This window comes from Streptomyces sp. SS1-1 (genome assembly GCF_008973465.1).
In the GTDB taxonomy this organism is placed as follows: Bacteria; Actinomycetota; Actinomycetes; order Streptomycetales; family Streptomycetaceae; genus Streptomyces.
The window spans coordinates 6,757,904-6,777,367 of record NZ_WBXN01000004.1 but is presented as its reverse complement, the minus strand read 5'-3'; the positions used below and the strand labels follow the sequence as shown (position 1 = coordinate 6,777,367).

18 protein-coding genes are annotated in these 19,464 nt (G+C 74.7%); 11 read left to right on the top strand and 7 right to left on the bottom strand.

Going from position 1 to position 19,464, the window contains the following annotated elements:
• Positions 1–187: 187 nt before the first annotated feature.
• The 3 genes from F8R89_RS32410 to F8R89_RS32400 all read left to right on the top strand — a co-directional run bounded on the left by F8R89_RS32410 (position 188) and on the right by F8R89_RS32400 (position 2,376).
• Positions 188–511, top strand: a complete 324-nt coding sequence (locus F8R89_RS32410; RefSeq protein WP_151787315.1) for an ANTAR domain-containing protein — start codon at positions 188–190, stop codon at positions 509–511.
• 82 nt (positions 512–593) lie between these two features.
• Positions 594–1,853 carry a cytochrome P450 gene (locus F8R89_RS32405; protein WP_151787314.1) on the top strand — a complete coding sequence of 420 codons (1,260 nt, stop codon included), beginning with the start codon at positions 594–596 and terminating at the stop codon, positions 1,851–1,853.
• A 19-nt stretch (positions 1,854–1,872) separates the two neighbouring features.
• Positions 1,873–2,376: a hypothetical protein gene (locus tag F8R89_RS32400; RefSeq protein ID WP_151787313.1), complete on the top strand. Its 504-nt coding sequence runs from the start codon at positions 1,873–1,875 to the stop codon at positions 2,374–2,376.
• Here F8R89_RS32400 and F8R89_RS32395 read toward each other — a convergent pair.
• Positions 2,339–3,190: an MBL fold metallo-hydrolase gene (locus tag F8R89_RS32395; RefSeq protein WP_151787312.1), complete on the bottom strand. Its 852-nt coding sequence runs from the start codon at positions 3,188–3,190 to the stop codon at positions 2,339–2,341. The genes F8R89_RS32400 and F8R89_RS32395 overlap by 38 nt on opposite strands.
• 254 nt (positions 3,191–3,444) lie before the next feature.
• Here F8R89_RS32395 and F8R89_RS32390 point away from each other — a divergent pair, with 254 nt between their 5' ends.
• The 4 genes from F8R89_RS32390 (at position 3,445) to F8R89_RS32375 (ending at position 7,424) form a co-directional block, all read left to right on the top strand.
• On the top strand, positions 3,445–4,524 hold the full coding sequence (locus F8R89_RS32390; RefSeq protein WP_151787311.1) for a glutamate--cysteine ligase: 1,080 nt from the start codon (positions 3,445–3,447) through the stop codon (positions 4,522–4,524).
• Complete coding sequence (locus tag F8R89_RS32385; RefSeq protein WP_151787310.1) at positions 4,521–5,147, top strand: hypothetical protein; 627 nt, start codon at positions 4,521–4,523, stop codon at positions 5,145–5,147. The genes F8R89_RS32390 and F8R89_RS32385 overlap by 4 nt, the downstream gene beginning before the upstream one ends.
• Positions 5,148–5,340: 193 nt before the next feature.
• Complete coding sequence (gene ctaD / locus F8R89_RS32380; protein WP_151787309.1) at positions 5,341–7,053, top strand: cytochrome c oxidase subunit I; 1,713 nt, start codon at positions 5,341–5,343, stop codon at positions 7,051–7,053.
• Complete coding sequence (locus F8R89_RS32375) at positions 7,050–7,424, top strand: hypothetical protein (protein ID WP_192806291.1); 375 nt, start codon at positions 7,050–7,052, stop codon at positions 7,422–7,424. The genes ctaD and F8R89_RS32375 overlap by 4 nt, the downstream gene beginning before the upstream one ends.
• Before the next feature lie 19 nt (positions 7,425–7,443).
• Here F8R89_RS32375 and F8R89_RS36960 read toward each other — a convergent pair whose 3' ends face one another.
• Complete coding sequence (locus tag F8R89_RS36960; protein WP_225994559.1) at positions 7,444–7,608, bottom strand: hypothetical protein; 165 nt, start codon at positions 7,606–7,608, stop codon at positions 7,444–7,446.
• A 454-nt stretch (positions 7,609–8,062) separates the two neighbouring features.
• Between F8R89_RS36960 and F8R89_RS32365 the strand changes: the two genes are divergently transcribed.
• Genes F8R89_RS32365 through F8R89_RS32355 form a run of 3 tightly spaced genes read left to right on the top strand, consistent with a single transcriptional unit; the run spans position 8,063 to position 9,763 of the window.
• Positions 8,063–8,524, top strand: coding sequence for a DUF2243 domain-containing protein (locus tag F8R89_RS32365; RefSeq protein WP_151787308.1), 462 nt, complete (start codon positions 8,063–8,065; stop codon positions 8,522–8,524).
• The gene (locus F8R89_RS32360; protein WP_151787307.1) at positions 8,521–9,363 is read left to right on the top strand and encodes a cytochrome c oxidase assembly protein; all 843 of its coding nucleotides are present in this window, start codon (positions 8,521–8,523) and stop codon (positions 9,361–9,363) included. The genes F8R89_RS32365 and F8R89_RS32360 overlap by 4 nt, the downstream gene beginning before the upstream one ends.
• Positions 9,364–9,406: 43 nt before the next feature.
• Positions 9,407–9,763: a hypothetical protein gene (locus F8R89_RS32355; protein ID WP_151788373.1), complete on the top strand. Its 357-nt coding sequence runs from the start codon at positions 9,407–9,409 to the stop codon at positions 9,761–9,763.
• A 27-nt stretch (positions 9,764–9,790) separates the two neighbouring features.
• Here the strand turns inward: F8R89_RS32355 and F8R89_RS32350 are convergent, their stop codons facing one another.
• The 3 genes from F8R89_RS32350 to F8R89_RS32340 form a co-directional block, all read right to left on the bottom strand.
• Positions 9,791–11,911: a S9 family peptidase gene (locus tag F8R89_RS32350; protein WP_413251280.1), complete on the bottom strand. Its 2,121-nt coding sequence runs from the start codon at positions 11,909–11,911 to the stop codon at positions 9,791–9,793.
• Between the two features lie 77 nt (positions 11,912–11,988).
• Complete coding sequence (locus F8R89_RS32345) at positions 11,989–13,773, bottom strand: N-acetylglutaminylglutamine amidotransferase (RefSeq protein ID WP_151787305.1); 1,785 nt, start codon at positions 13,771–13,773, stop codon at positions 11,989–11,991.
• Between the two features lie 181 nt (positions 13,774–13,954).
• A complete protein-coding gene (locus F8R89_RS32340; RefSeq protein ID WP_151788372.1) occupies positions 13,955–15,133 on the bottom strand; it encodes a glutamate--cysteine ligase in 1,179 nt (392 codons plus the stop codon).
• A 340-nt stretch (positions 15,134–15,473) separates the two neighbouring features.
• Between F8R89_RS32340 and F8R89_RS32335 the strand changes: the two genes are divergently transcribed.
• Positions 15,474–15,782 (top strand): hypothetical protein, encoded by a 309-nt coding sequence (locus F8R89_RS32335; protein ID WP_151787304.1) that lies wholly within the window; start codon positions 15,474–15,476, stop codon positions 15,780–15,782.
• Positions 15,783–16,526: 744 nt separating this feature from the next.
• Here F8R89_RS32335 and F8R89_RS32330 read toward each other — a convergent pair.
• A complete protein-coding gene (locus F8R89_RS32330; RefSeq protein ID WP_151788371.1) occupies positions 16,527–17,387 on the bottom strand; it encodes a universal stress protein in 861 nt (286 codons plus the stop codon).
• Between the two features lie 178 nt (positions 17,388–17,565).
• On the bottom strand, positions 17,566–19,293 hold the full coding sequence (locus F8R89_RS32325) for a GAF domain-containing sensor histidine kinase (protein WP_151787303.1): 1,728 nt from the start codon (positions 19,291–19,293) through the stop codon (positions 17,566–17,568).
• Between the last annotated feature and the right edge of the window lie 171 nt (positions 19,294–19,464).

Below are 19,464 nucleotides of genomic sequence, written 5' to 3'. Positions count from 1 at the left end.
ACCTTCTGCCCCGATTCGACGCCGTCACCGGTCCGGGCGACCGGATGCTCCGACTTCGAAGCATCGCAGCATTTCGTTTTCCGTACAGCCACCACTGCGACGATTCGTTCACCGCACCCTCTTCCGCGCCGATCGGGGGCAGCGTGTCAATAACGGCACGACTGACCTTCCGGAGACCCATTTCGCCATGTCGGAGCAGGTGGAGAGCGACGAGACGATCGCGGCGCTGCGGCAGGAGGTGGCGCAGCTTCAGCGCGCCGTCTTCTCGCACGCGATCGTGGACCAGGCGATCGGAGTGGTGGTCGCCTACGGCGGGGTGCGCCCCGGCACGGCCTGGGAGGTCCTCAAGGAGATCTCCCAGCACACCAACACCAAGCTGCGGGAGGTGGCCGAGCTCGTCGTGCGCTGGCCGCACGAGGGGTGGCTGCCCGAGGACGTGCGCGGAGCCCTGACGGCCGCGGTGGCCCGGGCGAACCCGCGTGACCGGGCCGGGCAGCCGACGGGCTCCTGACGGGCCGGCCGCCCGGTGCGGGGGCGGCTCGGGCGGCTCCGGGGCCGCGTTTCCGGTGGGGGCCGGCGGGCACCCGGCCCGCATGCATCTGAGTAGCGCCCCGATCGCGGACAGCTCACTGGCCCTGCTGGCCAAGGGATACGCCTGGCTCCCGGACCGCCGGCGCCGCACCGCGCGCTCCCTGGTGCGGGCGCGGGTGATGGGCCGGCACACGGTCGCCCTGCGCGGCCCGGAGGCGGTGCGGTTCTTCTACGACGAACGGCACGTGGCCCGCCGTCCGGCGCTGCCCGGCCCGGTGCTGAGCACCCTGTTCGGCCATGGCGCGGTGCACACCCTGGACGGCGTGGAGCACCGGGTCCGCAAAGGCATGTTCCTGGACCTGCTCACCGGGCGCGAGGCCGTCGCCGGGGTGGTGGAGAGCGTCGGCGCCGCCTGGGACGAGGCGGTGCCGGCCTGGTGCGCGCGTCCGTCCGTGGTCCTGTTCGACGAGGCGAGCCGGGTGCTCACCCGGGGCGTCTGCCGGTGGGCCGGCATCCCGGTGGACGACGTGGACGGCGTGGCCCGCGATCTGGTCGCCATGGTCGACGGGTTCGCCACACCCGGCCCGCGGCACTGGCGGGCCCGGCGGGCGCGGTCCCGCGGCGAGGCCTGGCTGTGCCGGCTCGTGGAGGACGTGCGCGCGGGCACCGCCACCGCGCCGGAGGGGTCGGCGCTGGACGCGGTCGTCCGGCACGAGGACGCCGACGGCCGCCCGCTCGACCCGCACACGGCCGCGGTCGAGCTGCTCAACGTCATCCGGCCGACCGCCGCGGTGACCTGGTTCGTCACCTACGCCGGGCACGCGCTGCACCACCGGCCGGAGATCCGGGACCGGCTGGCCGAGGACGATCCGGCGTACGCCGTGGCGTTCGCCCATGAGCTGCGGCGCTTCTACCCGTTCGCCCCGTTCGTGGGCGGCCGGGCCGCCACCGACCTGGAGTGGGACGGCGAGCCGATCCCGGCCGGGACCCTGATCCTGCTGGACCTGTTCGGCCAGAACCACGACCCGGACGTGTGGAGCGACCCGTACACCTTCGACCCGGAGCGGTTCGTGGGCCGGGCTCCCGGACGCGACGAGCTGGTCCCGCAGGGGGGCGGCGACCGGGCCGCGGGCCACCGGTGCCCGGGTGAGGACATCACGGTGGCGCTGCTGTCGGCCCTCGGGCCGCGGCTGGCCCGCCTGGAGTACCGGGTGCCCGCCCAGGATCTGCGGATCCCGCTGAACCGGCTGCCGTCCCGGGTGCGCAGCGGCCTGGTCATGGAAGCCGTCCGCGCGCCGGCGCCCAGCGCGATGGCCGCCTGAGGCGCCGGGAGGAGCCGTCGTGAACCTGCTGGGCATCTACCTCAAGGACCACCTGGCCGCCGCCACCGGCGGCGTCGAACGGGCCCGCCACATGGCCCGGTCGTCGGCCGGTCCGGAACTGGCGGCGGCCCTGGAGCCGTTGGCGGCGGAACTCGCGGAGGACCGGGGCGCGCTCGTCGCCGTGATGCGGCGGCTGGACGTCCCCGTCCGGGCGTACAAGGTGTACGCGGGCCGGCTCGCCGAGCGGCTCGGGCGGCTCAAGGGCAACGGCCGGATCGTACGGCGTTCCCCGCTGAGTCCGCTGGTGGAGCTGGAGGCGCTGCGGCTGGAGGCGGAGGGCAGGGCGGCGCTGTGGCAGACGCTGCGGGACCTCGCCGACCGCGACGAACGCCTCGACCCGGACCACCTGGACCGTCTGCTGGAGCGGACCCGCCGGCAGCAGGGCGCCCTGGAGGAGCTCCGCCGCCGCCGGATCGTCCCGGTGCTCACACCGGAGCCGGTGCCTTCCCCGGCGTCACGATGAGCCGCTGTCCGTGCCGGCAGGGCATCAGCCGGTCGGAGAGGCCCAGGGCCTCCAGTTCGTCCACGAACGCGCTCAGCGGGGAGCGCATCACCGTGTAGTCGTCGTAGTGCACGGGCAGCACGCGACGCGGGTCGAGGCGGCGGGCCAGCTCGGCGCCCTGGGCGCCGTCCATGGTCACCACGAAGCCGCCCGGCAGGGTGGTGCCGCCCAGGTGCAGCACGGCGAGGTCGGCGGCCGGGAAGTGCCGGGTGATCTCGTCCAGGCCGTCGTGCACGAGGGTGTCGCCGGAGAGGTACAGCCGCAGCCGGACGGGGCCGCCGGCCCGCCCGAACTCCAGCATGCTGCCCATCACCGGGGGCAGCAGCGCCCGCAGGGCCGCGTTGCCCGCGTGCCGGCCCGGCAGCGCCGTGATCCGGACCCGCTCGCGGCCGGTGCCCAGGGTGAGCCCGCGCCAGGTCCGTATGCCCGCCGTGCGGGGGAAGCGGTGCAGGACCCGCAGCCGGCGGGCGGCGTGCGGGGTGGTGACGACCGGCACCGTGTGGTCCAGGTACCGGCTCGCGCGGCGGTCCCAGTGGTCGCCGTGCAGATGGGACAGCACGATCCCGTCCAGCCGGGGCAGGTCGGCGACGTCGAGCGCGGGCTCGGTCAGCCGGCGGCTCCACAGGCCGTATCCGAGGTGGGCGTACTGGCCGCGGTGCAGGAAGTTCGGATCGGTGAGCAGGGTGAGCCCGCCGTAGCGGATCACCAGGGTGGCGTTGCCGACGAAGTGGACGTCGACCGCCTCGTCGGTGGTGTCGTCGCTGACCGGCGTCATGACCGTCCCGTCCGGCGGGGCCCGGAGGCCGCCCCGCCTCGGCAGGCGTTCCCGACTCCTCCGGACCCACCGCAGTACCCCGGGCCGGGACTGATCACTACCCCCGCGGTGTCCCTGCCCTTTCTCCCCGTGGCGGATCCGGTTTCCGGTGCGGGAACCGCGGCACTCGGTTCCCGGTGGGCGTGCGCCCGACGGCGGCGCCCGCCACGGTGGAGACGGAGACTCCGGCGACGGGGCGGAACAGAGAGCGACCGATGACGACGATCGGTGTGGAAGAGGAGTACCTGCTGCTGGACCCGGTGACGGGTCTGCCCGTGCCCGCGGCCGACAAGGTCCGCGCGGCGGCGGGCCTCGCGCCCTTCGTGGGCGACCAGGAGGTGCAGAGCGAGCTGCTGCAGGCGCAGGTCGAGGTGGCCACGCCGGTGTGCGAGACGCTGGAGGAGGCGGGCGGGCATCTGCTGCGGCTGCGGCACGCCGTCGGCGCGGCGGCCGAGCGGTACGGCTGCCGGCTCGCGCCCTGCGGGACCTCGCCGCTGCGGCACGGGCGGCCGGTCGCCGTCACCGACAAGGCCCGCTACCGGGCCATGCGCTCGCAGGCCCCGCAACTGGTCGCGGAGCAACTGGTCAACGGCATGCACGTCCATGTGGCCGTCCCCGGCCGCGAGGAGGGCGTGCAGGTGATGAACCGGCTGCTGGTGTGGCTGCCCACGCTGACCGCCATGGCGGCGAACTCCCCGCTGTGGGACGGGCACGACACGGGGTTCGCCAGCTGGCGCACGGTCGTCTTCGACCGCTGGCCGGTCAGCGGCATGCCGCCGTACTTCACGGACGTGGCCGACTACGACCGGCGTGTGCAGCGGCTGCTGAAGACCGGTCTGATCGCGGACATCGGCCAGCTGTACTGGATGGTGCGTCTGTCGGCGCGCTATCCGACGATCGAGGTGCGCTGCCTGGACGTGCAGCTGCGCCCGGACGACGCCCTGCTGTTCGCCGGTCTGGTCCGGGCCCTCGTCCGCACCGAGCTGGAGTCGGTCGAGGCCGGGGCGCCCGCGCCCGACGTCGCGCCGGAGCTGCTGCGGGCGTCGCTCTGGCATGCCGCCCGGCACGGTCTGAGCGACACGCTCGTCGATCCCCACGGCGAGAGCCGGCGGGCCGGTGACGTGCTGTATCAACTCCTGCGGCACGTCTCGCCGGCCCTGGAGGAGGCCGGGGACACCCGGCTGGTGTCGGGGCTGGTGCACCGGCTCCTGCAGGACGGGACGGGTGCCGACCGGCAGCGCGCCGCGCTGGCCGAGGGGGGCCTGCGCGCGGTGACGGAGCTGATCGTCGGATGAGCGGGGCCGCGCGGCGGCGCCGGCTGCGCTTCGACGGCTGGATCGCGGGCCTCGGCACGACGTCCGGGGTGCGGATCGTCGTCGGGCACTGGCCGGTGTCGCCGTTCGGTCCGTTCTCCGACGTGATGCTCGAACGGGCCGACGGGGAACGGCTGCTGCTGGCGCCGACACCGGAGACTGCCGACTTCGTCGCGGCGACCTACACGTTCGACACCGTGCGGGTCGTCCCGGTCGACGTGACGGTCGCGGGCCGGGTGTGGACGGTCACCGCGGGGCCGTTGCGGCTCCGCTTCACCACCGGCCGCCGGACCGCGCTGGGCCTGCTCCTGCGCGCGGTCCCGGCGCCGCTGGCCCGGCGCCCCGCCTGGAGCGACCTGACGGACCGTCCGGCCCGGCTGCTGATGCCCGGGGTGCGGACCCGGGGCAGCGCCGGGGGCGGGCGCCGCGAGTGGTACGGCGCCCGGGACCTGCGCCCGGTGACATCGCTGTCGGCGACCTTCGAGGGCCGCGACCTGGGCGCGTCGGCGCCCGTGGAACCGCCGGTGCGCTTCGGCTTCGGTTCGGTGCCGCGGCGGCCGGCCGTCACCCGGGTCACGACGACGGTGGAACGCGACGCCGGGTGAGCCACCGGCGGGCGTCCCGCGACACGCCCCTGACCCCCCGGACGGATGGTTGATTGGGCCGTTCGACGCAGTGCGGGCGGTCGCCGGGCCGTGCGAGCGGGCGGACGGGACTAGGTTCCGCAAGGCTGGTGACCTGTCCCAGCGTCAGAACCGAGCCGCCGCCCGTCAACGCCTGTGCCGATTGCGAGAACTGATGGCGATCCAGACCGAGCCCGTGTCCCCCGTGCCCGCGGCGGAGCCCCGCAGCAGAGGGGAGGTGATCATCAGCTGGATCACCACGACGGACCACAAGAAGATCGGTCACCTCTATCTGATCACGTCGTTCGCGTTCTTCCTGGTGGGCGGTCTGCTCGCGATGCTCATCCGGGCGGAACTGGCCCGGCCGGGACTGCAGATCATGTCCAGCGAGCAGTACAACCAGTCGTTCACGATGCACGGCACGATCATGCTGCTGCTCTTCGCGACCCCGACGTTCGCCGGGTTCGCCAACGCCATCATGCCGTTGCAGATCGGCTCCCCGGACGTGGCCTTCCCACGGCTGAACATGTTCTCGTACTGGCTGTTCGCGCTCGGCGGGCTCATCGCCTTCTCGGCCTTCCTCACGCCGGACGGCGCCGCCGACTTCGGCTGGACGGCCTACACCCCGCTCAGCGGAGGCGAGCGCACCACGCACGTCGGGGGTGACCTGTGGATCATGGGTCTGGCGCTCTCCGGCTTCGGCACGATCCTCGGCGCGGTCAACTTCATCACCACCATCATCTGCATGCGCGCGCCCGGCATGACGATGTTCCGGATGCCGATCTTCACCTGGAACGTGCTGCTCACCTCGGTACTGGTGCTGCTCGCCTTTCCCGTCCTCGCCGCAGCGCTGCTGGTGCTGGAGGCGGACCGGAAGTTCGGCGCGCAGGTCTTCGACCCGGAGAACGGCGGCGCCATCCTGTGGCAGCACCTGTTCTGGTTCTTCGGGCATCCCGAGGTGTACATCCTGGCGCTGCCGTTCTTCGGTGTGGTCACCGAGATCTTCCCGGTGTTCTCCCGCAAGCCGGTCTTCGGCTACATGGGCCTGGTGGGCGCGACCATCGCCATCACCGGTCTGTCCGTGACCGTATGGGCCCACCACATGTTCGCCACGGGGGCCGTCCTGCTGCCGTTCTTCTCGTTCATGAGCTTCCTCATCGCCGTGCCCACCGGCGTGAAGTTCTTCAACTGGATCGGCACCCTGTGGAAGGGCTCGATCTCCTTCGAACCACCCATGCTGTGGGCGGTGGGCTTCCTGGTGACGTTCCTCTTCGGCGGTCTGACCGGCGTCCTGCTCGCCTCGCCCCCGCTGGACTTCCACGTCACCGACTCCTACTTCGTCGTCGCCCATTTCCACTACGTCGTCTTCGGCACGGTCGTGTTCGCCATGTTCGCCGGGTTCAGCTTCTGGTGGCCCAAGATGACCGGCACGATGCTCGACGCACGCCTGGAGAAGATCCACTTCTGGACGCTGTTCGTCGGTTTCCACACGACGTTCCTGGTACAGCACTGGCTGGGCGCGGAGGGCATGCCCCGCCGGTACGCCGACTACCTCGCCGCCGACGGCTTCACGGCGCTGAACACCGTGTCCACCATCGGGTCCTTCATCCTGGGCCTGTCCACGCTGCCGTTCCTGTACAACGTGTGGAAGACCGCCCACAAGGGCGAGCGGGTCGAGGTCGACGACCCCTGGGGGTACGGCCGTTCGCTGGAGTGGGCCACGTCCTGCCCGCCGCCCCGGCACAACTTCGTCACCCTGCCGCGCATCCGCTCCGAGTCCCCGGCCTTCGACCTGCACCACCCGGCCGTGGCGCAACTGGACCAGAAGGAGTACACCGGCAAGCGCGACGCTCTCGACGCCGAGGGCCACGAGGGTTCGCAGCAGTGAGGCCCGGCCGGCACGACGCGCGCGCGGGCGAGGCGGACAGCGCGCTCGCCGACGAGGCCGCGGGCTATCTGCTGGTGCACGACCACCATGTCCAGGCGTGCCGGGAGGCCGCCGAGTTGTGCGCGCGGCTGCCCTGGCTGACGACCGCTCAGGCCGAGGACGTCTCCCGGCACTACGTGCAGCAGCGTGTCGACCTCACCCGGCGGACGCTGCGCGCCACGGCGGAACGGGCCGGTCAGCTGCGCGAGGAGTACGAGGCCCGGTACGCCGAGCTGCGCCGGGCCCTGCTCCGGCGGTACGCGCTCGCCGCGTGCGCCCTCGTCTCCGGTACGGGCGGTGCGGGCGCGCTGGTGTCGCTGCTGGGCCGGTGACGACGCCGTGGGCGGCGGCTCACCGGCCGCGGGAGTCGCCCCTCGGCAGCGGTCCAGCGTCCGTACGGCGGCCGGGGCGGGCCGCCGCGTGGCGCTGTCCCGGTCCCCGGCCGTCACGGGCGGCCAGCGCGTCGGCGACGACGCCGGTGGCGAAGCCGTAGACGGTCTTGTGCAGCAGGTCCACGACGAGTTCGGCGCGGGCCAGGTGGGAGGCGGGGCGCCGACGCCGGTCGCGTTCTCCAGGATCTGGTCGTTGGTGACGCGGACGACGGTGAACTGGGCGGAGGCGGCCGGTCCGCGCAGTCCGGCCTGGGCCATCACCGAGCGCAGCACGCCGAGGAGGGCGGCCTGCCCGAAGTGCATCGCCCAGTTCACCGGCAGGGGCTGCCGTCCCTCCCGTTCGGGCAGCCCGGTCAGACGGGCCAGCACCCGTCCGGGCACATGGGAGTCGGGGCGGCCGGTGACGGCCTGCTCGATCTTCTCGCCGAGCGTCATGACGACTCCCCCGGCGGCTCCGGCGACGAGCCCCTGCCACAGTGCGCGCGTGAACATGCCCTGCCGGGTACCCGTCGGCCCGGCGCTCACCCGTGCGGCACGGGCACGAGGAGCGGGACGTACGAGCAGGGAGGGCGACAGCGATGAACGAACCGGTCCCCCGCGCCGAGCCCCGGCGGTCGGCGGCCGTCTGGGTGCTGATCGGCGCGGCGGTGATGGCCGCGGTCGACGAGATCGTCTTCCACCAGCTGCTCGGCTGGCACCACTTCTACGACCGTTCGACCGGTTCCGTGGGCCTGCTGTCCGACGGGCTGCTGCACAGCGCCGAACTGCTGGCGCTGGTCGCCGGGGTCTTCCTCCACGCCGACCTGCGCCGCCGTGGGGCGATGGCCCCGGCGTACGCCCGTGCGGGGTTCCTGATGGGGGCGGGCGGCTTCCAGCTGTTCGACGGGATCGTGGACCACAAGCTGCTGCGCGTGCACCAGGTGCGCTACGGCGTCGACGTCACCCCGTACGACTGGGCGTGGAACCTGGCCGGGCTGGCCCTGCTGCTCGCCGGCTTCGTCCTCGCGGTGCGGGCGGGCCGCGCGGGGCGGATGTCGTGAGCCTCGCGCACGCCCACTCCGGGGTTCCTTCCGCCGCCGAGCCGCTGCCGGCCCTCGCCGCGCTGCTGGCGGCCGTCTGTTATCTGCTGGCGGCCCGGCGGTTGCGGCGGCGTGGGGACGTCTGGTCCTGGTGGCGGGACCTGTCGTTCGTGGCGGGCGGTGGTGCCGTGGCCTGGGTGGGGCTGGGCGCCGCGCCGGGTGGGCCGTTCACCGGGCACATGGTCCAGCACGTCGTCCTGGGGATGGCCGCCCCGCTGCTGCTGGTGACGGCCCGCCCGCTCACCCTCGCGCTGCGCGCCCTGCCGCCCGGTGGCGTACGGCGGTCCCTGCTCGCGCTGACCCGTCTCCGTGTCGCCGGGTGGCTGACGTTCCCGCCGGTGGCGGCCCTGCTGGACGTCGGGGGTCTGTGGCTGCTGTACCGGACGGGGTTGTTCGCGGCGACGGCCCACCTGCCCCTCGTGCGTCTGCTGGTGCACGTCCATGTCCTGGCCGCCGGGGCGCTGTTCGCGTTCGCCGTGTGCGGGCTCGACCCGGTGCGCCGCCGCTGGGGCGCGGCCGTGCGGGGCGGCACGCTGCTGGTCGCGGGCGCCGTGCACGGGGTGCTCGCCAAGACGCTGTACGCGGCCCCGCCGCCCGGCCTCGACGTCGCCACGGGCGATCTGCGGGCCGGAGCGCAGGTCATGTACTACGGCGGCGACGCGGTGGCGCTGGCGACGGCGGTCGTGGTGGGGGCCGGCTGGTACGCGGCGCGGGGGCGGGCGCTGCGGGCCGCCTCACGCCGCCCGGACGGGGCGCTCGACCCGCGGAACATGCCGCATTGTGCGCAGAATATCGGGTAGTCCGACTATGGACTGATTCGCCGTGGAAGGGACTGGGGCCGTGATGCTGTCTCACACCGTCGAACGAGGCGTACTGGTCATCACGGTGCTCGAGGACCCGGGGATCGGCGGGCGGGCCGCGCTGCTCACGCAGATCAGCGATCTCGTGCAGGGGGTCAGGCCGTCGTCCGTGGTCATCGTCCTGGACGAACCGGCGGCGACCGAGGCGGCGGTGAGCGTGGTGCTGCGCGTGCACCGGCTGTGCAGCCACCTCGACCTGGTGACGTTCGTCGCCACCCACAGCGCCCCGGCCCGGCGTCTGCTCGACGCCAACGCCGACACCCACGGCATCCGTATGGTCATCCACGCCCGCGCGCACACCGCCATCGCGACGGCCACCGCGCTCACCACGGCCGCCTGACCGGCCCGGCGGCGGCCCGGGGACGGGTCACAGGCCCAGGTGGCTCTGGAGCCAGTCGCCCGCGGCCCGGCGGAACAGCCGGCGGTTCTCCGCCCGCAGGAAGTCGTGCCCCTCGTCGCGCAGCATCAGCAGTTCGGCCTCGACGCCCCGTTCGCGCGCGGCCCGGACGAACTGCTGGGACTCCCCCGGCGGCACGTTGGTGTCGTGTTCCCCGTGGACGGCGAGGACCGGGGCGCGCAGCGCGTCGATCCGGCTCATCGGCGACAGGCTGCGCAGCAGGGCGCGGTCGCGTTCCGGATGCCCGTACTTGTGCGCGGCGGACTCCGCGATCCAGGGCTCGGTCCCGGCGAAGAACGTCAGGAAGTCCGACATGCCGCAGACCGCGACCGCCGTACGGAACAGGTCCGGGTGCCACACCACGGACGCGAACGTCAGATAGCCGCCGTACGAACGGCCCATGACCGCCAGCCGGGTCGGGTCGGCGGGGCCCGCGACGACCGCGTGGGCCGCGCAGTCCGCGACGTCGTCCAGGGCGCCGAAGCGGCCGGCGCCGAGGTCGGCGTCGACGAACGACCTGCCGTGCCCCAGGGAACCGCGCACATCGGGTGCGAAGACGTCGAGGCCGCGCCCGAGGAGTTCGTGGTAGAGCGGGTTGAAGACCGGCCGTTCCTGTTCCTCGGGGCCGCCGTGCAGATGGATGACGCAGGGTGCCGGTACGTCCGGGCCGCGTCCCGGCGCCCGGTAGTACCAGCCGCTCAGGGGCAGCCCGTCGCGGGCGGTGAGCCGCAGGGGCACAGGGCGTACCGGCGGGCGGCCCGGCGGGACGGCGTCCTCGTCGCGGGCCGACCAGGGGGTGCGCAGCGAGGCCACGCCCTCGTGGACCCACCAGATGCCGGGGCGGCGCTGCGACCCGGACAGGGCCAGCAGCAGCCGGCCGGGGCCCGCCGTCGCGACCCGGGTGACCACCTCGTGGGGCAGCGGGACCGGGCGGAGCGGGCCGAGGGTGCCGGGGGCCTGGCCGGGCGGTGAGGTCTCGACGACCTCGAGTTCGCTGGCGCCCTGCACGTTCCAGGCCAGGACTGCGGTGGTGCCGTCGTGGGCCAGGGTCAGCAGTTCCAGGTCGTTGCCGTCGCGCTCGGCGAGGACGGACGCGCCGCGCGGCCCGCCGTCCTCGTCCAGTTCGACGGCGACGAGGGCCGCGAACTCCCGGTCGGCGTCGCTGCGCAGCCACAGGGTGCGCGCGTCGGAGGAGAACCGGCCGATCCACGGGTCGCCGTCGGCGACCGGCATCACGAGGGTGGCCTCCGCGTCGGCAATGCGCCGCACCACCGCCTCCCGGCGTCCGCGGGGGCCCCGGCGCAGCAGCACGAGGCGGCCGTCGCGGCTGAGGTCGCAGACCCGCAGGGACGCCGCGTGCGTCTCGGTGGAGATCAGCACCGGGGACGCCAGGCCGTCGGGGTCGATCAGGTAGACGGACACGCCGCCTTCGGTACGGACGGCCCGGTCGGCCGGGGCGGTGAGGAGGGCGGGGCCGCCGTCCGGCCGCGGTCCCGTCACGGCGTCGTAGGCGAGGGGGCCGAGGAGGGTGGCGTGCCCGTCCCGTTCCGTCCACTCGGCCGGCGTCCCGGGGGCGCCCTCGTGGTCGGGCCCGGCGGAGGCGGGCGCCATGCCGGCGGCCACGGTGACGGAGACCGTCGAGCCGTCGTGCGCCCAGCGGCCCAGGTAGGCGGAGCCCGCCGGGTCGGCGCCCGCGAGGAGCCGCCGTCCGGAGCCGTCGGGGTGGACGCACAGGACGCGGGTGTGCTCGCCGCCGCCCGGCGCCGTGGTGTACGCGATCCAGCGGCCGTCCGGCGACCAGGACACCTCCTTGACGGGGTCCGGCGACGCGTCCAGGAGCCGTACGTCCTCGCCGCCGACGGGCCCCGCCCAGAGCTGGGGGACGCCGCCGCGGTCGCAGATGAAGGCGACCTCGGTGCCGGTGGGGTCGGCGGAGGGGTACCAGCAGCCGTGGGCGCGCAGCCGCGTCACGGCGTCGCGCGGGCCGCCCGCACCGGGCAGCTGCATGGGCTCCGGGGCGACGGTCCGGTCGGCGCCGCCCCGCTCGGCCGGCCGGCCCTCCCCCGGCGGGTTCTCCGCCGGCGGACTCATCGTCTGCCACGCGGGGGACGGGCCCGGGGCCGGGCGGAACGGCAGGAGGCGCGGCGCCGGGCCGCCGCCGGGGCCGGTCACTTGATTCCGTGCGTCTGCAGCCATATCTCCAGCAACGCGATCTGCCACAGGGCGTTGTTGCCCCGCCGGGTCCGGTGCTCGTCGGGCGCCGCGAGGAGTTCGTCGACGTAGGACTGCCGGAACAGCCCGCGCCGCCTGGCCTCGGGTGCCTCCAGGGCGTCGCGCACCCGCGCCAGGACGGGGCCCGCCATGTGCCGGATGGCCGGCACCGGGAAGTAGCCCTTCGGCCGGTCGACGACGTCCACCGGCAGGAGCTTGCGGCCCGCCGCCTTGAGGACGCCCTTGCCGCCGTCGGCCAGTTTCAGCTCCGGCGGGCAGGCCGCGGCCAATTCGACCAGCTCGTGGTCGAGGAACGGCACACGCGCCTCCAGGCCCCAGGCCATCGTCATGTTGTCGACCCGTTTCACCGGGTCGTCCACCAGCATGACGTGCGTGTCCAGGCGCAGCGCCGCGTCCAGGGCGGTTTCGGCGCCGGGGACGGCCATGTGCGCGTCGACGAACCGGCCGGAGACGTCGTGGTCCGCGAGGAGGTCGGGCCGCAGGATGCGGGCGATGTCGTCGTGGGACCGGTCGAAGTACACGTCGGCGTAGCGGCGCGGCTCGTCGTCGCGGGTGGTGTCCGCCAGGCGCGGGTACCAGTGGTAGCCCGCGAAGACCTCGTCGGCGCCCTGGCCGCTCTGGACGACCTTGACCTCCTTCGACACCTGCTCGGCGAGCAGGTGGAAGGCGACGACGTCATGGCTGATCATCGGCTCGCTCATCGCCTGGACGGCGCCCTCCAGGGCGGCCGAGACCCGGTGGGAGGGGACCATCAGCCGCCGGTGGTCGGTGCCGAACTCGCCGGCCACCAGGTCCGAGTACGCGAACTCGTCGCCCTCCTCGCCGCCCTCCGACTCGAAGCCGACGCTGAACGTCTTCAGGCCGCGCTGTCCCTCGTCGGCCAGCAGGGCGACGATCAGGCTGGAGTCGAGGCCGCCGGAGAGCAGGACGCCGACCGGCACGTCGGCGACCATGCGGCGCCGGACCGCCGTGCGCAGCGCCTCCAGCACCGCGTCCCGCCACTCGTCCGCGCTCATGCCGGCGTACGCGTCGCGGCGGGTGTACGACGGCTGCCAGTAGCAGTGGTCCCGGTGGGTGCCGTCCGGCTCGACGACCCGCACGGTGGCCGGCGGGAGCTTGCGGACGCCGTTGAGGACGGTGCGCGGCGCCGCGACCGTGGCGTGCCAGCTCAGGTACTGGTGCAGGGCGGCCGGGTCCAGGGAGGTGTCCACGTCGCCCGCGGCGAGGAGCGCGGGCAGGGAGGAGGCGAACCGCAGCCGGCCGGGGGTGCGGGCCAGGTACAGGGGCTTGATGCCGAGCCGGTCGCGGGCGAGGACGAGCCGCCCGGTGCGGTGCTCGAGGATCGCGAAGGCGAACATGCCCTTGAAGTGGTCGACGCAGTGCGTGCCCCACTGCTGGTACGCCTTGAGGACGACCTCGGTGTCGGACGTCGACGCGAAGCGGTGCCCCAGGGCGCGCAGCTCCTCGCGCAGCTCCGGGTAGTTGTAGACGCAGCCGTTGAAGACGCCGGTGAGCGCGGCGCGGGCGTCGGTCATCGGCTGGGCGCCGCGGTCCGTCAGGTCGATGATCTTCAGCCGCCGGTGACCGAGGGCGACGGGCCCCCGGTGCCAGGTGCCCTGCCCGTCGGGGCCCCGCCCCACGAGCTGTTCGTTCATGCGCTCGACAGCCGTCAGGTCGGCCGGCTGCCCGTCGAAGCGGATCTCCCCGCTCAGCCCGCACATGCGGTGACGCCTCCCTTCCGGGCACCCGCTCCTGCCCGGGAGGGCGGAGGAGCCGGTGCGCGACCTGGGGCGGCGGCCTCGGCGGTGACGGAACGCATGGGGGGATCCTCTCTGTTCGGGGACAGGACGGACGCCGTACGGGACCGGGGCGCGCCGGGGGCGCGGACCGGTCCCCGGCGCGTCAGCGGCCGACGACGTCCGGGGCCTCCGGACCGGCCAGCGGACGCGACGGCGCCACCAGGGTCCGGGGCGGCGCGGTGCGCGCGGGGCCGCGGCCGCCGCGCTCGCCACGGGTCTCGGCGATCAGCATGTCGACACAGCCCAGCAGGTCCTCCCGGCGGGCCGTGCGGCGCATCCGGCGGGCCGCCGAGCCCTCGGCGAGGGTCTCCTCCGCCAGCTCGCGGACGGTCCCCCAGTCGCCGTGCGCCTCCAGGGCGGGGCGCAGCCGCAGCAGCAGCTTCCGTACGACCTGGCGCGCGGAGGCCTCCCGGTGTGTCTCGGGGTCGACGAGCGTGCCCTCCAGGCCCGAGCGGGCGGCCCGCCAGGACGCGCCCCGCAGCCACTCGTGCCGGCCCGCGCAGCCGGGGGTGCCGCGCTTGCGGAGCCGGGCGCGGGCCTCGGTGACCAGGGCGCGGAACAGGCCGGCGATCAGGACCACTGTCTCCGCGCGCGGGCAGGCGTCGCAGATGCGCAGCTCCAGGGTGCGCAGATGGTCGGAGGGCCGGACGTCGTAGTAGACCATCCCGGTGTCGCTGATGACCCCGGCCCGCACGAAGTCGTTCACCGCCTCGTCGTACTCGGCGGCGGTCGCGAAGCAGCCGGCCGGGCCGGCGGTGGGCCAGCGCTGCCACAGCAGGGTGCGCCAGCTCGCGTACCCGGTGTCGCTGCCCTGCCAGAACGGCGAGCTCGCGGAGAGGGCCAGCAGCGCGGGCAGCCAGGGCGACACCTCGCACATGACCTGGACGGCGGTGTCGCGGTCCGGGATGTCGACGTGGACCTGGGCGCCGCAGATCAGCTGCTCGTCGGCGACCCTGCGGTACTCCTCGGCCATGTGCCGGTAGCGGTCCTCGGCGGTGGGGTTCGCGGACGCGGCGGGCGCGAGCGGGGCGGTGCCCGAGGCGACGACGGCGAGCCCCAGCGAGGAGGCGGCGGCGTCCAGTTGGCGGCGCATGCCGGTCAGGTCGGCGTGCAGATCGTGCAGGGACGTGTGCACGGCGCTGTTGGCCTCGACGGTGCACGGTTGCAGTTCGGTCGTGAAGGTCTGTCCGGGGAGGCGCCGCAGCACCGCCTCGGCACGCGGTACGAGCAGCCCGCTCTCCACCTCCAGGACGTGGAACTCTTCCTCCACACCGATACGCATGGTCACGGGTCTCTCCTCGGGGTCCGGGCTCCTGCCCGGCGGGTGAGGGGGCTCCCCCGCCGGGCGGTCCCGGGTGGTTGTGGTGTGCTCTGGGTTCCCAGCCCTGGGGGGCACAATCCCCGGCACAACACGGGTGCGCCGCGTGCGTCGCAGGTGAGCGCGTCGCAGGGCCCGCCGGCACCTCCGCGTCCCGCACGGCGTCCCGGCCGGCGGACCGGCCCCCGGAGGGGGCCCGGAACCCGCGAGCGACCATGGCTCCACCTTGCCGCGATCACGCCCGTCCCGCGCGCCGGGCGTGATCGTGCTTGGGTCACGTCCGGCGGGGAACCCGGGCGGCGTCATGGGACGCGCGAAGAGGTACGCCGTGGCCGCCTCCGGGCAGTGGACCGACGAGGAGGAGGGCCGGCGCCGCCTGCCCGCCGGTGAGGTCCACGCCTGGGAACCCGGCCTGAACCAGACCGTGTGCGGCCTGTCTCTGAGCCGCTCCCGCCTCTCCCGCTTCGCGCACGTCCCCTGGCCGGACATCTTCCCGGAATCGGGCGGCGCGGCGGACCGCGTCCAACGGGTCTGCCCCCGCTGCGCCGCGGCGGCGGGCCGCCGCGGCCCGGACGCCCGCCCGCGGTGGCAACGGGTGAACCCACGACCTTGAGGCCGCCCCCGGCAGCAGGCGTCGGTCAGGCCGGTTGCGGCACGATCGCCATGGGGCACTGTGCGGAGGCGCTCGTGCGTGTGCCGGGCCCGGCCCAGGCCCCGGGGACGACAGGACGCCCCGCCCCGGATTGCTGACGACGCCCAGGCGTTCCGGCGCGCCCGGCGACGGGGCATGCAGCGGCTCGGCGGGCGTACCGTCCCCGGCAGCGCGCCATCGGCAACGGCGGCACACGACCGCTCCGGGCACTGCGCGTGACGCAGCAGCGTGTGACCGACCGGCCAGGCGCCGGCCGAAAAGCCCGTTCGGGCCGTCCGGCCAGGGGCCGGGCTCTCGGCAACACCCGCGCGGTCAGGCGCGCCCCGTGAGCGGGACACGCAGCAGCTCGGCGAGCACGGCGATCCCGGCAGCGCGTCATCGGCAACCACGACTCGACCGCACCGGCCACTGCGCGTGACACAACGGCCTGTGACCGACCCGGCCAGGCGCCGCCTGGAAAGCCCGCGCGGGCCGACCGGCCAGGTGCCTCGCTGTCGGCCCACACCCATGCGCGCCGACGCGCCCGGCGAGTGGGACGCGTCACCCCGGCCGGCGTCACGCCAGTGGCGGCACGATCCCCACCGGCCACTGCGCGTGACGCGCAGCCCGTGACCGCCCCGGCCAGGCGACGGCCGACAAGGCCACGCGGGCCGCCCGGCGAGCGGGGCGCGCAGCGGCTCGTCGGGCGCGCCGGCCCCTGCTGGGTCACGCCAGTTGCGGCACGATCGCCACCGGGCACTCGGCGTGGTGCAGCAGCCTGTGGCCGACTCGGCCCATTTGCAGGCCGAAGTGGCCGTGGCGGCGGCGGGCGCCCAGGATCACCAGGTCGGCCGCGGCCGAGCGGTCCACGAGGACCGTGCGGGCCGCGCCCTCGACGGTGGCCCGGCGCACCCGGACGTCCGGGTGTGCGGCCAGCGGGGCGCGCAGCGCCTCGTCCAGCAGGGTCGCCGCCTGCCGTTCCTGGTCCCCGTCCCCGGCGGTCTCGGCGCCGATCGGCGCGGGGTGCCGCCAGGCGCGTACGGCGTCCAGGACACAGCCGCGCGCCTCCGCCTCGCGGACGGCGAAGTCCACCGCCCGGCCGCTGGTCGCGGGGTCGCCCACGCCGAGCAGGATGCGTTCGTGCAGGCCCACGATGCCCGGTTCGTCGCCCCGGACCACGATCACGGGGCAGTGGGCGCGGGCCGCGACGGCCAGGCTCACCGAGCCGAGCAGCAGGCCCTTCAGTTCGCCCCGCCCCCGGTCGCCCACGACCAGGGCGTGGGCGTTGGCACCCTCGTGCAGCAGGCCGTCGACCGCGTCGGCGGGCAGGATGTCCGTCGTGATCCTCAGTCCGGGCGCCCGCCGCGCGGCCCGCTCGGCCGCGGAGGACACGAGGTGTTCGGCGAGGACGCGCTCGGAGAAGCGTCCCCCGCCCAGCGTCGGCACGGTGCCCGCGTAGCGCTCCCACAGGGAGGCGTGCACCAACCGCAGGGTCAGTCCGTGGCGGACGGCCTCGTCCACGGCCCAGTCGACCGCGACCAGGCTGGGGTCCGATCCGTCGACGCCCACGATCAGAGGGAGCGTCATCATCCTCACCGCCTTCCGTCCGGCTGCCCTGCCGGGCAGCCATCGGCCTTCCGATCCCACCGTCGCTCCGGAGGGGGCGGGGGCACGAGAGGCGGACGGGTCGTCGGCGGCGGCGATCGGCCCCCATGGGGTGGGCCGGGCGGCCCATACGGGGCGTACCGGACAGGGACGGCGACCGCTATTCGGTCGGGAGCGGGGCCCACCACACCAGCCGGGTGCCGCCGCCCTCCGGGCTGTCCAGTTCCAGGTCGCCGCCCGACTGCCGGGCCCGTTCCGCCATGTTGCGCAGGCCGCTGCGGCGGCCGCCGGGCGGGATGCCGACGCCGTTGTCCGTGACGCCGAGGCGGACCCGGCCGGGCTCGGCGACGAGGGCGACGTCGACGCGGTCGGCGCGCGCGTGCCGGGCGACGTTGGTCAGGGCCTCGGAGAGCACGGCCACCACATGGTCGGCGATCTCCCGGGGCACGTCGGTGTCCACCAGGCCCTCCATGCGGACGCTGGGCGCGAAGCCCAGCACCGGCGCGGCCTCGCCCACGACCCGCACGACCCGCGCCCGCAGTCCCGACCCGGCGCCGCCCTCGCGCGAGCGCAGCCCGAAGATCGTGGACCGGATGATCTTAATCGTCTCGTCGAGGTCGTCCACGGCCCGCACGACGCGTTCGGCGGCCTCGGGGTGCTCGATGAACCGGCCGGCGCTCTGCAGGGTCATCCCCGTCGCGAACAGCCGCTGGATCGCCAGGTCGTGAAGGTCGCGGGCGATCCGGTCGCGGTCCTTGAGGACGGCGACCTCCTCGGCGTCCTGCCGCCGCTGCGCCAGCTCCATCGCGACGGCGGCCTGCGCGGCGAACGCCTGCAGGGTCTCGGTCTCCGACGGCGAGAACACCGTCTGCCCGGCCTCCCGCGCGAGCAGCAGGACGCCCCGCACCTCGCCCTCGGCGGTGCCGATCGGCACCGCCACGGCCGGGCCGAGGCCGGCGAAGCGCGGCGGCTCCGGGGAGACCCGCGGGTCGTCGCCGACGGCCGCGCTGGTCACCGGCACGGCCCCGGTGAAGGCCAGCCCCATCAGCGTCGCCTCGACCGGCAGGACGAGCCCCTGGTGGGCCTCGGCGTCCAGGCCCACGGCGATCTCCACGGAGAGGGTTCCGGTGTCCTCCATCGGCATGCCGACCGCGGCGAGCGACGAGCCGGTGATCTCGCCGGACCGCTCGGCGATCAGCCGCAGCACCTCGGCGCGTCCGCCGCCGGACAGCAGGGTGTGGGTGATCTCGGCGCTGGCCCGCAGCCAGCGCTCCCGCTGCCGGGACTCCTCGTACAGCCGGGCGTTGTCGATGGCGACACCGGCCGCGACGGCCAGCGTCGACAGCACCGACTCGTCCTCGCCGTCGAACTTGGCCCCGCCCCGCTTCTCGGTGAGGTACAGATTGCCGAACACCTGGTCGCGGACCCGGATGGGGACGCCGAGGAACGTGTTCATCGGCGGGTGGTTGGGCGGGAAGCCGTACGACGCCGGATGCTCCGAGATCTTGGTCAGGCGCAGCGGCTCGGGGTGGCGGATCAGCTCGCCGAGGATGCCGTGGCCCTCCGGGTAGTGCCCGATCCGGGCGATCTGCTCCTCGCCGATGCCCACGGTGTGGAAGGCGGACAGCCGCTTGCCGTCCGGGCCGATCACCCCGAGAGCGGCGTATTCGGCGTCGACGAGGACGGCCGCCGCCTCGACGATGCTGTGCAGCGCCTGTTCGAGGTTCAGGTCCCGGCCGACGGAGAGCACCGCCTCCAGAAGGCTGTGCACCCGGTCGCGGGTGCCGCGGGCCGCGTCGAGGCGCGCCTGCAGTTCCTCCAGCAACTCGTCCAGCCTCAGCTGCGGCAGCCTGATGCGTGCCTGCCGCGGCGTCTCGGCGCTTCCCACCTGCGTCTCCTCCGGTTCCGTGGGCGGCCGGACCCGGCCGCTCCGGACAAGGACCACGCTACCGGCCGCCGCCGGGCGCCTGCAGCGAATCGGACGTGCGCGGCCGCCTCGTGCGCCTGTGCGCCGCACCTGGGCCGTACGGGCCCCCCGCGGGGCCGCTCGGCCCTGGCG